The organism is Paenibacillus sp. MAHUQ-63, from assembly GCF_028765165.1.
In the GTDB taxonomy this organism is placed as follows: domain Bacteria; phylum Bacillota; class Bacilli; order Paenibacillales; family NBRC-103111; genus Paenibacillus_E.
On sequence record NZ_JARADB010000003.1, the window covers coordinates 1491994 to 1506100 of the forward strand.

Annotated in this window: 15 protein-coding genes and 1 other annotated feature; of the genes, 1 reads left to right on the top strand and 14 read right to left on the bottom strand. The window is 53.6% G+C overall.

All coding sequences use genetic code 11. The annotated features are described in order from the left end of the window. Nucleotides 1-81: 81 nt before the first annotated feature. The 4 genes from pheA to PUT07_RS22405 are packed head-to-tail and all read right to left on the bottom strand — an operon-like array spanning nucleotide 82 to nucleotide 3743. Nucleotides 82-945, bottom strand: coding sequence for a prephenate dehydratase (gene pheA / locus PUT07_RS22390; protein ID WP_274470685.1), 864 nt, complete (start codon nucleotides 943-945; stop codon nucleotides 82-84). Further along, nucleotides 942-1919, bottom strand: coding sequence for a homoserine kinase (gene thrB / locus PUT07_RS22395; RefSeq protein ID WP_274470686.1), 978 nt, complete (start codon nucleotides 1917-1919; stop codon nucleotides 942-944). Before thrB ends, pheA begins: the two co-directional genes overlap by 4 nt. A 24-nt stretch (nucleotides 1920-1943) precedes the next feature. Then, nucleotides 1944-3230 carry a homoserine dehydrogenase gene (locus tag PUT07_RS22400; RefSeq protein ID WP_274470688.1) on the bottom strand — a complete coding sequence of 429 codons (1287 nt, stop codon included), beginning with the start codon at nucleotides 3228-3230 and terminating at the stop codon, nucleotides 1944-1946. Nucleotides 3231-3260: 30 nt separating this feature from the next. Next, nucleotides 3261-3743, bottom strand: a complete 483-nt coding sequence (locus tag PUT07_RS22405) for an ACT domain-containing protein (protein WP_274470689.1) — start codon at nucleotides 3741-3743, stop codon at nucleotides 3261-3263. Between the two features lie 166 nt (nucleotides 3744-3909). Here PUT07_RS22405 and PUT07_RS22410 point away from each other — a divergent pair, with 166 nt between their 5' ends. Continuing rightward, nucleotides 3910-4419: an NUDIX domain-containing protein gene (locus tag PUT07_RS22410; RefSeq protein WP_274470690.1), complete on the top strand. Its 510-nt coding sequence runs from the start codon at nucleotides 3910-3912 to the stop codon at nucleotides 4417-4419. Between the two features lie 51 nt (nucleotides 4420-4470). Here the strand turns inward: PUT07_RS22410 and PUT07_RS22415 are convergent, their stop codons facing one another. From PUT07_RS22415 to PUT07_RS22460, 10 genes are all read right to left on the bottom strand, one after another. Next, complete coding sequence (locus PUT07_RS22415; RefSeq protein ID WP_274470937.1) at nucleotides 4471-5247, bottom strand: C40 family peptidase; 777 nt, start codon at nucleotides 5245-5247, stop codon at nucleotides 4471-4473. A gap of 158 nt (nucleotides 5248-5405) precedes the next feature. Beyond that, nucleotides 5406-6479, bottom strand: a complete 1074-nt coding sequence (locus tag PUT07_RS22420; RefSeq protein ID WP_274470691.1) for an anthranilate phosphoribosyltransferase — start codon at nucleotides 6477-6479, stop codon at nucleotides 5406-5408. Nucleotides 6480-7696: 1217 nt separating this feature from the next. After that, on the bottom strand, nucleotides 7697-8998 hold the full coding sequence (obgE, locus tag PUT07_RS22425) for a GTPase ObgE (protein ID WP_274470692.1): 1302 nt from the start codon (nucleotides 8996-8998) through the stop codon (nucleotides 7697-7699). 13 nt (nucleotides 8999-9011) lie between these two features. Further along, nucleotides 9012-9806 (bottom strand): Spo0B domain-containing protein, encoded by a 795-nt coding sequence (locus tag PUT07_RS22430; protein ID WP_274470694.1) that lies wholly within the window; start codon nucleotides 9804-9806, stop codon nucleotides 9012-9014. 190 nt (nucleotides 9807-9996) lie between these two features. Beyond that, nucleotides 9997-10308, bottom strand: a complete 312-nt coding sequence (rpmA, locus tag PUT07_RS22435; protein ID WP_171686887.1) for a 50S ribosomal protein L27 — start codon at nucleotides 10306-10308, stop codon at nucleotides 9997-9999. Between the two features lie 4 nt (nucleotides 10309-10312). Then, nucleotides 10313-10666: a ribosomal-processing cysteine protease Prp gene (locus tag PUT07_RS22440; protein ID WP_274470695.1), complete on the bottom strand. Its 354-nt coding sequence runs from the start codon at nucleotides 10664-10666 to the stop codon at nucleotides 10313-10315. An 11-nt stretch (nucleotides 10667-10677) separates the two neighbouring features. Then, nucleotides 10678-10989, bottom strand: a complete 312-nt coding sequence (rplU, locus tag PUT07_RS22445; RefSeq protein WP_274470696.1) for a 50S ribosomal protein L21 — start codon at nucleotides 10987-10989, stop codon at nucleotides 10678-10680. A 12-nt stretch (nucleotides 10990-11001) separates the two neighbouring features. After that, nucleotides 11002-11089: a sequence feature (ribosomal protein L21 leader region), on the bottom strand. A gap of 53 nt (nucleotides 11090-11142) precedes the next feature. Beyond that, complete coding sequence (locus tag PUT07_RS22450; protein ID WP_274470698.1) at nucleotides 11143-12306, bottom strand: Rne/Rng family ribonuclease; 1164 nt, start codon at nucleotides 12304-12306, stop codon at nucleotides 11143-11145. A gap of 24 nt (nucleotides 12307-12330) precedes the next feature. Next, a complete protein-coding gene (locus PUT07_RS22455) occupies nucleotides 12331-13206 on the bottom strand; it encodes a M50 family metallopeptidase (protein ID WP_274470700.1) in 876 nt (291 codons plus the stop codon). Further along, nucleotides 13199-14098 (bottom strand): M23 family metallopeptidase, encoded by a 900-nt coding sequence (locus tag PUT07_RS22460; protein ID WP_274470701.1) that lies wholly within the window; start codon nucleotides 14096-14098, stop codon nucleotides 13199-13201. Before PUT07_RS22460 ends, PUT07_RS22455 begins: the two co-directional genes overlap by 8 nt. Between the last annotated feature and the right edge of the window lie 9 nt (nucleotides 14099-14107).

The following is a 14107-nucleotide window of genomic DNA, read 5'->3' on the forward strand; positions in this document are numbered from 1 at the left end:
CATCTTATGCGCGATTCTAGGCTTTTGCCCCTTTCGGACAAAAAAAATCCCCCGGCCGCAGAAGGCAGGGGGATTGCTGCATTAACTTGTATAAGAATAGCTGGGATAACAGCCCAGAATACGGACCTGGCAGCCGATCGCCTCAATCTCTTGAAGGGCTGAAGGGAGCAGCACAGAGTCCAGAGAACCGGCGATATCAATATAGAAATAATAAGTGCCCAGCTTCTTCTTCGTCGGCTTAGATTCGATTTTGGACAAATTGATCCGGCGCCACGCGAACGCGGAAAGCACCTGATGCAGGGCACCCGGGAAATCTTCCGGCAGCGTAACGAGTATCGTCGTTTTCATGTCTTCCGATGATTTCAGCTCGGGCGCTTCCGCGCCGACAAGCAAGAAACGGGTCATATTGTCTTTATGATCCTGAATTTCCCGCTGCAGCATAGGGACGCCGTAGTTCGTTGATGCAATGGCCGTTCCGATCGCGGCGACCGACGGATCCTGCAAGGTGGACACAAGCCGCACACCTTCTGCCGTAGAGCTCACCTGCTCGAACTCCGCTTCGCTCAAGTACTGCTTCATGAAACGGGAGCACTGCGCAGGTACGACATGGTGGGACAGCACCTTGCGAATATGGCCGTACGGATTGGCGCCGTCGGGCGTTCCCGCGGGATTGGCATACCCGATAAGATTCATATCGATAGGGAATACCCATTCTGCGCGAATCGGGAGATCCACCTCATGAACGAGCCAGTCCACATGCAGGTGAACCGAGCCTTCAAGCGTATTCTCGATCGGAATGACACCCAGCTCCGTTTCCCCTGACGATGTAGCGTTGAAAACTTCGGAAATGAGCTTGTAAGATACGTACGTGAAATCATTGCCTAGAAAATGGCGGGTCGCTTCTTCGGAGAAAGTGCTCGGTCCGAGAATCGCAACTTTCTTCATGCCAGCACCTCTTTCTCCACGAAGGTCTGAAGATCCCCTTCCCCGTCGGCGAGCTGTGTCGTCGTCACGCCTTCGCGGCTCGGCTTCAGCCACAGCGTCTGAGCCTCGATACCTTCCTTGGCCAGCGTCTCCTTCAGGAACGCCTCCAGCTCCGCCTTACGTCCGCTTCGCGCGTCGACAAGCGCCAGCATCGTAGGTCCGGCTCCGCTAAGTGCAACGCCCAGCGCGCCGTGATGCTCGGCTTCCTCCAAGAGCTTCTCCATGCCCGGAATGAGCGCAGCGCGGTAGGGCTGATGCAGCGCGTCCTTCATGGCATGGCGGATCATCTCCAGGTTGCCTGTAGCCAGAGCGGCCACCAGCAAGGACGAATGGCTGAGGTTGAATACGGCATCCTTCATCGGCACCTGCTTCGGCATGACGCCTCTCGCCTTCTCCGTTGAAAGCTGGAATGCCGGTATCGCCACCAGCACCTCCAAATTCGCATCCGGCTCGATTCGAATCGATTCAGCCTTCTCGCCGTCCCAGAACGCTACGACAATTCCGCCGTACAAGCTGGCCCCGACGTTGTCGGGGTGCTTCTCGAGACGGCTTGCAATCTGGAACAGCTCGTACGCCGAGAGCTTGTTGCCAATCAGCGCATTGGCGCCCGCAAGCGCGCCCACGATGGCGGATGCGCTGCTGCCAAGACCGCGCGTGAGCGGAATATCGCTGTACATCGAAATCGCCAATTCAGGATGGACTACACCCGCTTCTTGAAAAACCATCTGCGCGACTTTATAGATCAAATTGGTCTTGTCCGTCGGAATCCCTTGCATTTGATCACCGATCAAGCGAATCGTCGTGTGATCCGAGATGGCCATGTCGATCCAGGCATATAAATTCAAGGCCATCCCCAGTGAGTCAAAGCCAGGACCTAAGTTAGCCGTACTTGCCGGCACCTTCACTCTTACCTTTTGCACTGCCCCATAACTCATTTCGAAATTGCGCCTCTTTTCTATTTAACCTTCAACGCGGTACACGCTCTTGATCGCGTGAATCACGTCCATGGATTCGAACTGCTTCAGCACTTTTTTCATGCTGGCCTGGTTCGCGTCGTGTGTAATAATGATGATTTCCGCCTTCGGATTATGCTGGTTCGGATGCTGGAAGACCGACTCCAAGCTGACTTCGTGCTGAGCGAAAATTTGTGTAATTTGCGCGAGCACCCCCGCTTTATCTTCAACGTGCAGTAGAATGAAGTTCTTGCAGGCGATTTGCTCGTCCGTTTTGAGCTTCTTCTCTTTGTAAGGCGCCTGCATCTTGCGGCCGTTCACGCCAAGCTTCAGGTTCCGTACGACCGCAACCAGATCCGCTACGACCGAAGTTGCCGTCGGCAGCTCACCCGCTCCGGCTCCGTAGAACATCGTCTCGCCTACCGCTTCGCCTGTCACGTATACCGCGTTGAATACGCCGTTGACGGAAGCAAGCGGATGGGAATTTTTCACCATCGTCGGCTGAACGCTGACGGAGATGTGCCCGTCATGATTTTCCGCAATACCTAGCAGCTTCACTTCGTATCCTAATTTTTTGCCGTATTGAATGTCCTCTTTGCTTACTTGGGAAATCCCTTTCGCTTCCACATCGCTGAGTGCGACATTGGCGTGGAAGCCGAGTGTGGACAGAATCGTCATCTTGCGCGCCGCATCCAAGCCTTCTACGTCCGATGTCGGATCGGCTTCCGCATAGCCCAGTGCTTGCGCCTCTTTGAGCACATCGGCGTAAGCTGCGCCTTCCTGGCTCATTTTCGTCAAAATGTAGTTCGTAGTTCCGTTCACAATACCCATGATCTTCGTGATACGATCGGAGGAGAAGCCCTCTACGAGCGTGCGAATGATCGGAATGCCGCCGGCCACGCTGGCTTCATAGAAAACGTCGCAGCCGTGTTCGGCCGCTTTCGCCAAGATTTCCGCTCCATGAAGCGCCATTAGATCTTTGTTCGCCGTCACGACATGCTTGCCGTTGCCCAGTGCCGTTAGAATATGCTCCTTGGTAGCCGCAACGCCGCCCATCACTTCAACCACGACATCGATCTCGCTGTCGCTGATCACATCCCACACGTTCTCCGTCAGCTTGTCCGCGTCCACGGAAATGTTGCGGTGTTTGGATTTATCCTGCACCAAAATTTTGGCGATCTCGATAGCTGAGCCCGTCTGACGCTGCAAATCCTCTTGATGCCCTTCAACGATACGAACGACACCTGTTCCTACTGTTCCTAATCCAAGCAATCCAACCTTGATCGGTTTCATCTTGTAATACCTCCCGAATAGTATGCTATCTTAACTGCCTTGACCTATGATCACGGCACGCTTGACTCCGTCTTGCGATTGCAGCCGGTCCAATATTTGACGAATCTCTTCCCCCATCGAAGAGGTTTCGACAGAGATGACGACGTTCGCCATGCCTTGCAGAGGTATCGTCTGATGAATCGTTAGTACATTGCCTTCCAGGTTAGCGATCAACGCGAGTACGCGGGACAGAATCCCCGACCGATGCTCCAGATCCATCGATATGGTGACGATACGCTCTCTTTCCAGCTTGCTCAGGGGATGAATCCCATCCTTATACTTGTAAAAAGCGCTGCGGCTAAGTCCGACTTGCTCAACGGCGTCGTGAATCGTCTTCACTTCGCCACGTGCCAGCAGCTCCTTCGCCTGCACCGTCTTCAGCACACCCTCTGGCAAAATATCTTCCCGGACTAAGTAGTACCTCTCAGGACCGGTATGCTTGATCGTTTGAAAAAACTCTTTGCTATCCGGCACTACCTTTACCGTCCTCTCTAGAAAGACTATTGTTTACCTATAGAGGACATTATATCGAAACATGATCGTCGAAGCAATAGGCAAATTGGTATTCCCGCCAGCTTTTGCAGCCGCTAGGTTTCCTGTGCTAAGCTGAGTGTACTAGAAAAAGAAAGGAATCGCCAACATGATTACATTGCGAATGATATCTACGGCTCTTCTCTGGAACAGCCGGGACGAACTGCTCATGATGAAACGATCCATGACGCGTACACTTTCGCCGGGATTATGGGCGGCTATCGGCGGACATCTGGAACCCGGCGAGCTGAACAATCCGCGTGCGGCCTGTTTACGGGAAATATATGAGGAAACCGGGATCGAGCATGATGAAATTCGCGATCTGCATATGCGCTATATTTTGCTTCGACTGAATGGGTTGGAAATCCGGCAGCAATTTTTCTATATCGGGCACACCGACATCAATCCGCGCATTACAACGGCTGAAGGCGACCTGCATTGGGTTCCCCGAGAGCTGGTTCTCGAGCGTCCTCTTCCATTTATTTTCCGCTCTTTGCTTGAACATTATTTCACCGCTCCGCCTGCACCGCATCCCTGGATCGGCTCCGCCGGAATTAGCGAGGACTCCGGTCTTTCCACCATACATTGGCATCCGTTCGTCGATCCTATGCAAGTTTAGCCCAAAAAAAGCAGACTTCGATTTCTCGAAGTCTGCTTTTTTGGGTTGCTGCTAGAGGGCGCTGCCGCCATATAGGAACCGGTATTCCCAGTGACGGTTTTCGATGGAATCGATGCGCACCCCGCCGCTTTCTTTGGAATACGTAGAGAGAATTTGTCCGTTGCCTAAGTAGATCGCCACATGAGAGACCGTTTGCGTGGATTTGTTAATCCCGCTGTAGCTGGACTTGCTTGTCCCTTTGTAGGACATGAAAAACATTAAATCGCCAGGCTTCAGATTGTGCCAATCCGTTTTGGCGTTTCCGAGAGATTTGACGTAGCTGCCTTGGCCTCTGGAATCACTTGGCAGCTTCAAGCCAATGCCGTCAAGGAAAGCTTGACGGACGAAATCCGAGCAATCGAACGTGCTTGTGTTATTGCGGCTGGAGCCGTACTCATAAGGTGTTCCTAAGTACTTTTTGCCTGCGGCGATAACCTTCTGAGCCTTCTCACTGGCGGTTCCGCCGGTGCTGCTCGAACCTCCGCCTCCTGACGTTGTTGTGCCTGAGGTTTTTATGTATTTGGCATTGGTGCTGATATATCCTTCACGGCCGTCGGAAGCTCTCACTTTGTACCACCAGCTGTTTACTTTAGACAAAATGGTCACTTTCTCGCCGGTCTTTAAATATCGAATGCGGGATGCATCTGTACTTGCTCCTGTACGCAGGCTAACGGAGCTTACGATTTGACCGGTCGCTGTTGCGGCCGATGCCTCTTGGGGTGACGGGACGGTTACTGCGCCTAAAAGAAGTGCTGGGACTAGCGCTAGGGTAAGTATTTGTTTTTTCATGCGTTTCATGCTGTAAATATGCCTCCTTAGCGGTTTGCTTTTAAGTGTGTACGCTGCCGTTTATATATCTTCGGACGAGGAGGCATGGATGAGGGGGTAGGTTCGTCAAAAAGATAAAAAAGGCCGCCTTCTCCGGATTTCTCCTTTCAGGCTGGCCTTTATCCGATTAGGGAGGCAGAATCCGGCGGAGGCAAGTCTTGCCTAGTAAAGCGTTGACTCTGTTCGGCCCATCTCAGCATCACCTTCTGCGCTTCCTTTCTCTGGAGCAGCGACTCGGCAAGGTGAAAGCCTTCTTCGTAGCTGCCCACTTTATCAAACCACGTCAACCGCAGTCCCGCATTAAAAATAACATGATCTCTCTCACGCTTCAGCTCCTCCGACTGATCCCCGGCAATGATCCGGCGCAGCATCGACACTTGATCCGTTTGGTCCAGCGGCTGCAGGGGCTCGCTCACAAAGCCGAACTTCTGCGGCTCGACCAGCCTTGATTCATCCCCCCATGGCGTTACGATCCGTATCGTACTGTTCTGATAGATCGGCAGATCTTCCGAGCCTTCGATCCCGTTCACTAGGTACACGCTCTGAATTCCGGATTTCATCGTAATGGGAATCAGCGCTTCCATCGTTTTCCGCTGGTTCACGCCGATGATCATGTTCATCGATTGTACGGGATTCATCACTTTCTCGATCGTGTTGATGACGGTGCGCAAACCGATTTGTTCACGGACCGGCTTCAGCTTGCCCAGCGGCGGACACAGCTGTTCCGTGTGGAGGAAGCCGATATTCGTGTGGAATAGCATCGCTTCCCAGGCTTTGCCAGATACATTCATCGCGACTCCGAAGCTCTCGAGTATGTCTTTCATGGCTGTCCCCTGTCTCGGCGGTAGCGCATCGCCTCCATGCAGCACTTGAGGAAAGCCTACCGAAGCCAGCAATAAGGAGACCGGCAGCGTAACGGCGAAATATCGGCGTCCTTCCGTCTGGCCGGCGCAATTCAGCGAATCCTCGAAAGGCTGGTATTTCAAGGAATAGCTGCGGAACACATCGATGAATGCTCTCAGCTCTTCGTCAGCTTCGCCTTTCATACATAATGCCATCAAGAATGCGGCGCATTGCGCGTCCGTGGAATCCCCGCCGGCCATCTCATGTGCGGCCTCGACCGCTTCTTCGTACGATAAATCTCGGGCTATTCCTTGCTGGCCGGATCCTATGGCTTGAATCCATCGCTTCATTGCATCTCCCCCTTTCTCGCACGAATATATGTTAGTATAGTTAACATAATGGAAGGTTGTTTAGGGAAATCGTAATACTTTCCAGTTTATGTGTCAAGTATTATGACATTATACTTGCGGATTTACCCAGATTACGCAAGTCAGTGACGCGTGAGGGAGCTCAACAGGCGGAGCTCAGGCGGAGCTCGCCGGAAGCAGCGCCTTGCTAGGCGAGCAGTAGCAGCCCGCCTCGGTGCTGCCCTCTCGTGCCAGGCGCTGCAGATCCCTCGGCCGGCCGGCTAACGGACACAGCGGACCTTATTCGGCGTGATACGGCCGCTCGATGATTCTAATGGACACACGCGACGCTATTTGCCCGTTTCTGCGCGATTTCGCCTCCGTAATCGGCAAATAAGGGCTCCGGTGTCCGTTAGAGTTATCACGGCCCCATTTTCGCGCGATTAGCGGCCGTGATGTCCGTTAGCTTCGGCGCGCGCGGCAAGGTGCCAGCCCGCTTCGGAGCTGCGCCCTCACCGCTGGGCTGCAGATCCCTCGGCCGGCCGGCTAACGGACACAGCGGGCCTTATTCGGCGCGATACGGCCGCTCGATAAATCCAACGGACACACGCGACGCTATTTGCCCGTTTCTGCGCGATTTCGCCTCCGAAATTGGCAAATAAGGGCTCCGGTGTCCGTTAGAGTTATCACGGCCCCATTTTCGCGCGATTAGCGGCCGTGGTGTCCGTTAGCTTCGGCGCGCGCGGCAAGGTGCCAGCCCGCTTCGGAGCTGCGCCCTCACCGCTGGGCTGCAGATCCCTCGGCCGGCCGGCTAACGGACACAGTGGGCCTTATTCGGCGCGATACGGCCGCTCGATAAATCCAACGGACACACGCGACGCTATTTGCCCGTTTCTGCGCGATTTCGCCTCCGAAATCGGCAAATAAGGGCTCCGGTGTCCGTTAGAGTTATCACGGCCCCAATCTCGCGCGATTAGCGGCCGTGGTGTCCGTTAGCTTCGGCGCGTACGGCCCAAGCGCCAGGCGCCGCCCCCGGAGCTGCGCCCTCACGTCGCCTGCCCGCCTCCCGTCACTCACGCTGCTTCTCGCACACTCGCTCCCCTCGCCCTCGCCCTCGCGCCGCCCGCCGCGACTCGCGCGCCTTTTGTGCCCCCTCCCGCGGCCACAAAAAAAAGGCGTCCGCAGCCATTTACACGGCTTGCGGACACCCTCTATTGATGCTATTGCTTCTCATCAAATTCAAAATCAAAATCGCCGATCTGGATCGTTTGCCCGTGCACGGCGCCGCGGTTACGCAGCTCCTGATCGATCCCCATGTTACGCAGAATGCGGGCGAAGCGCGCCACGCCATCCTGTGTGCTGAAATTCGTCCGCTTGATCAACTTCTCGATCGATGGACTTTCAACCACGAACACGTCGTTGACGCGGCGAATGGTATAATCATTCTCCTCGCGCTTCTCGTAGCGGTACACCTTGCGTTCTTCCGTCTCAGCCACAGCCTCGACTTCCGGAGCTTGCGGAATGCTTTCCACAATATCGGAAATCTTGTACAGCAGCTCCTGCACACCCTCGCGAGTTAACGCCGAGATCGGGTAGACTTCGTACTCGCTGCCGGCCGCGGCAAGCTGCTCCTTGAACAAGGCCAGATTCTCCTCCGACTGCGGCATGTCCATCTTGTTGGCCACAACAATCTGCGGACGCTGCTCCAGCTTCGCGTTGTAAAGTCTCACTTCCTCATTGATCTTGAGGAAGTCCTCGTAAGGATCGCGGCCGTCTGCTGCGGACATGTCGACCACGTGCACGATCACGCGCGTCCGCTCGACGTGACGCAGGAACTCATGACCGAGACCCACGCCTTCATGCGCGCCTTCGATCAAACCAGGCAAGTCCGCCATGACGAAGCTGCGGCCATCTCCTACATCGACAACCCCCAGGTTCGGGGTCAGGGTTGTAAAATGGTACGCGGCGATTTTGGGCTTGGCCGCAGACACAACGGACAGGAGCGTAGATTTCCCCACGCTAGGGAAACCGACAAGACCGACGTCCGCCATCACTTTCATCTCGAGCACAACCCAGCGCTCTTCGCCTTCTTCGCCGTTCTCGGCGATTTCCGGCGCCGTGATGCGCTGCGTGACGAACCGCGTGTTCCCGCGTCCGCCGCGTCCGCCCTTGGCTACGACGACTTCTTGCCCATGACGCGTCAAATCCGCGATAATCTCTTGCGTATCGTCATTAATGATCGTCGTCCCCGGCGGAATGCGAACGATCATATCTTCCGCATTGGCGCCATGCATGGACTTATTGCGCCCCTTCTCGCCGCGGGCCGCCTTGAAATGCTTCTGATAGCGGAAATCCATCAGCGTGCGAAGACCTTCGTCGACGCGGAAGATCACATCGCCGCCATTGCCTCCGTCACCGCCGGCAGGACCGCCCTCCGGGACATACTTCTCGCGCCGGAACGCTACGAGTCCGTCGCCGCCGTCGCCGCCTTTTACAAATACTTTCGCTTTATCTACAAACATCTCTGCACCTCAACTAAACCGAGACCTCGACCTTGCGGTCAAGCTCCCTATATGATGTATGAAACGGCAGCTTGATGGTAACAGCCGCTTCATCCTCTTGCCAATCCGTATGCTCCAGCACATAGGAACTGACGTTCCCAGGGAAATTCTCATGAACCGCCTTCTCAAGCAGGTCCCGTCGATATGGACCTTGATAGACGAAATCAAGCAGCAAGCCGTCTTCCTGAATATCGAACTCCAAGCTCAGCTTCCCGCTTTCATCCTCGCCGGCTGCTGCATGCCGCTGTACACACGCAACCGTCTGCCTGATCAATCGTTCAATCAATCCGTCACTTAATGGAAGCTGTCCCAAATTGATTTCCTGATCCAGAGCAACTTCCAGCTCCAATGACTTGGACTGCACCCGGAACAGCAGCAAGTAAGCGATCAAGGAGGGGATACCCAACTTGGACAGATTGCTTTCCTGCTGCATCGTCATTTTTATTTTTTCCATATACGGCTGTAAATTATCAAATTTCTTCAATTGTATGTAGCCGAACAAGATTTGCGTGTCGTTCATCCAATCATGACGCAGCCTGTTGATGACTGCTATCAAATTTCTCTGAGCAAGCCCTTCCTCACTCCGGTACTTATCGCTCCACTTCTCTTCCACGCGGCTTACTTCCAGTTTGAAAGCTGTATAACCGCATATCACCACGATCAAAAGCAATGCGCCCCTAACGACCCAAGGCTCTAAAAAGACCAGTCCCGTTAAACCAATGAGCACAAGTGCCAACAAATAAATCTGTGTGCTGCCTACTCGTTTCATCCCTCGTCCGCTCCGTTCTCCCCTGCTACGTAACCGTTCATTCAGTATAGCATGGCCATCTTGCAAACGTCACCAAACAAATGAGAAAACCTCCGCCCTTGGCCATCCGACAAGCAGCGACCGCGATTAGAGGTTGTCGTCATAGTAGGAAAAAATCCCTGACGGGCTCATCGCTCGCCAGGGATTCTCATTACGCTTCTAGTGCTGCAGCCACAGGAGCTACATCAACTGGGTATACGCTCACTTTTTTGCGATCGCGGCCCAAACGCTCGAATTTCACTACGCCTTGTACCAAAGCGAAAAGTGTATCATCCGAACCGATGCCTACGTTCGTTCCTGGGTGAATTTTCGTACCGCGTTGGCGATAGAGAATGCTTCCCGCAGTAACGGTTTGACCGTCAGCACGTTTAGCGCCAAGGCGCTTGGAATGGGAGTCACGTCCGTTCTTCGTGGAACCTACACCCTTCTTGGAAGCGAAAAACTGGAGATCCAATTTCAACATGATGTTATCCTCCTTCGTGATAGATTGTTTCAATCGTTATATAGTCACCGTAATTGTCTGCAATGGTTTGTAGCATGACGACCATAGATTCCAGAATCACCTGGATTTTGTTCCAATTCTCCGTTACGGTACGAGCGTTTTCTGGAATGGTAACATCCATAAACCCTCGCTCCATGTCGTGAATGGGAACGACACCCGTGAGCGATTCAATCGAATTATAAGTACCGAACGTTACCGCCGATACCGCAGCGCAGACCAGGTCTTTGCCAGGTACGTCATATTCAGCATGGCCTTCCACTACAAAAGATACAATTTGAGGTGAATCCGGTAGTTGACGCTTTATGGTCACGTAGATCATAAGGCAGCCGCTTACGCTTGGATTTTCTCAACTACAACTCTTGTGTATGGTTGACGATGACCTTGCTTTTTGTGATAGTTCTTTTTCGCTTTGTACTTATACACGATAACTTTCGCGCCTTTGCCGTGTTTCTCCACTTTCGCGGAAACTGCAGCACCGGATACCAATGGAGCACCTACAACAACGCCGCTCTCTTTGGATACCATAAGTACACGATCAAAAGAAACAACTTCACCTTCAGCTGCGTTCAATTTCTCGATGTATAGAACATCGCCCTCTTGAACTTTGTACTGCTTACCACCTGTTTCAATAATTGCGTACATTTGCATGACCTCCTCATGTCTCAGACTCGCCTTGTCCAGGTGACGGTCAGGAGCTATACCTGTCCGTTCTTAAACCCGTTTCGCGCGGTTACAGCATGCCTAAACAACACACTTCGAGTATTATATCACACGTACATTCTTATATGCAATGTTTTATTTGCGCTTTCGTGTCATTTCCAGCAGCCCGAGCTTCGTCCATCCGACAACGATCGTTTTGGAACGGTCTTTACGGACGGCCTGCGTGATGTTTTCCATGACCGCTGCGCGGTTCGTTTCCGATGCCATATCAATAAAATCAACAATGATGATGCCCCTGATGTTCCGCAAGCGCAGCAGCCGCGGAATCTCGGCCGCCGCCTCCCGGTTAATATCGGTCACGGTCTGTTCGAGATCAACGGAACCGGTGTACCGGCCCGTGTTCACATCAATGACCGTCAGCGCTTCGGTTTGATCGATGATCAAATATCCGCCGCTTGGCAGCCAAATCTTGCGTCGGAAGCTGACATTCAGCTCCTCTGTCACACCGAACTGATCGAATAACGGGACTTTGCGGTCATAAAATGCGACGCGGCCCCGCCAGCTCGGATGCTGCTTGCGCAGCAGCAGCTTCATTTCTTCATACACTTTGGCATCGTTCAGCCATACTTCGTTCACATCGGCGGTTATGACATCTCTGGCCAAACGCGGCAGCAGATCCAGGTCTTGATAAAGCTGCTGAGGTGCTGTAGCCTGTTTCATTTTGGAGAGAATCGTTTGCCATAAATCCCGCAAGTTCTGCAAATCGTCACGGATCGCTTCTTCGCTTTGACCGAGAGCGCCCGTCCGCAGAATGACGCCTTCGCCGGGAAGCAAATTGCCTTCGGCCAGCTGTTTAAGGCGCTGCCGTTCGGTTTCCATATCAATTTTGCGGGAAATAGCGATGTAGTCGGCGTCTGGCATGTAAACGATCCAACGTCCCGGGATGGAAACATGCGTCGTTACTCTTGCGCCTTTGGTGCCTTGCGGTTCCTTCGTTACCTGGACCATGAAGGTTTGCCCTGGTTCGGCGAGCTCCGTGATGGAGGGTTTGATCTTAGGCTGCTTGTCCATATGGACGGGGAGGAGATCGTCTATATAAAGAAAGGCATTCTTCGCTAAACCGATGTCGACGAATGCCGCCTGCATGCCGGGAAGTACGTTGACGATGCGACCCATGTAGATGCTGCCTGCCCGCTTGGAATCAAGCGGATACTGCGAATCATACTCCACAAGCCGCCCCTCTTCCAGCAATGCCGCTTGCGTAAGCTCCGGTGCGCAGTGAATTATAAGTTGCTTCATACACGTTTCACCTCAAAGGTTATTTTACATGAAAAGATCGGAAACTGCACTCCCCGGTTTTTTTCCATCCAAATAACCGCTCACCAATTGCTGCTCGGGCAGAATGGCTTGTATGCGTCCCGCCTCGTTGACAATGTAGATCAAATGATATTTCTCCCTCATAAAAAGCTTGAGCGTATCCGCCATCGTCCGCTGCTTCGTAATTACAATCGGCTGTGCCAGCGTGCCGCGGCTGAGCAGCCTACTGACACGGCTGCCCCGGCCAATCAGAAAGCGAAAGAAATGATACGGCATCTGACGGTACGCATACCAATTGGAAACAAGCAGGAAAATGCCGATGACCAGGATATTGAGCGGGAGCTGCCCGCTGGCCAGCTGGATGACGGCCATCACGATGATCGCGAAGCTTAAGAACATGGAAATCCAGACCGTATACAGAATCGTATTGTGATAGGATAACAAATACCCCAGCAGGGACTGCATAATTTTGCCCCCGTCGAGCGGCATGACCGGTATCAGATTGAACAATAGAATCATGAGATTGGCTTCGATGAAATAATCCCACCACGTGCCTGCACCAATCTCCAGCATTTTCATGAAGTAAGCGAGAAGAATCATCCATACATGCTGAATCGGCCCTGCAACTGCCACGACAAGTTCTTCCCAGGTCGGCACCGTGCCCAGCTCGTCCACAACGAGCACACCGCCGAATGGGAGCAGCTGCACTTCCTTGACGCGCCACCCTAGGCCGTTGGCGGCAGTCAGATGACCCAGTTCATGAACGAGCACGATACCGAACAGCGTGATGGCTTCCAGGAAATAGCCCGTCAAGGCGGAGCCGATCATGACGAGCGTGAATAAAGGATGAAACCGGTAAGTGGTGCCGAACAGTCTAATCAAAGGAAATCACATCCGTCGGATTGACAGGACGGCCGTCCCTCGTGAACGCCACATACAGCGTCCCTTTGACCGGATCCTTCTTCGATGCCTTGCCGATCGGCTCCCCTACTTTCATCCAATCCCCCGCTTCAACGCTCGCTTCTCCCAATCCCCCGTACAGCGATTGCAAACCGCCCGGATGGCGGATGATGACCGTAAGGCCCGTATCGGCCGCCACGCCGGAGAATATGACTTGTCCGGTATCCAGGGCATAGACAGGCGCATAATCCTGCGTATTCAGATTGACGCCAAGCTGGTTAGTCCCATCGAACGGCTTCATAACGGTTCCCTTGACAGGCGCATACATCGTCCGCTTCGAAGTGCTGACTCTGACCGCTTCATCACCTTCGCGATTGAAGCTGGGAATGAACGAGGGCGCGCCGCCGAACCGGTTCTCATACCAATTGGAAAACGCCGTGAAATTATAAGATTCGGTCAGGGAAGCCGCCACGAACTGCTTGCCTTTGTTCGCCCACGGCTCATTCAGTTGAAACATGCCGTACAACGCAGCGAACAGCATGCAGCTGACAAGCAGTTTCATCGCTATTTTACGCGGTGACGGAGGGGCAAACAGACCTCTCTCGCCATCCGGATCGTACGCATCGCCGCCAAGCGTCTTATCCATCCGCACCTTCTGCTTCCAAGCGTATTCCGGGTCCTCCAGCTCCAGTCTTCTCTTCCAATCTGAGTCCACATAGAGCGGGAGCTCCGGCTGCTGCCGGGGAGGTGCGGCTTGATCCAGGGACCGCGTTGCTCTCGCCGGACTTCCATTCAGGCTGGAATTGTCCGCTGCCTCGCGCAAATGGCGAAGGCGTTCTAACCGCCGTTGTTTCACTTTATCTTTGACTTCCATGGAAGCCCC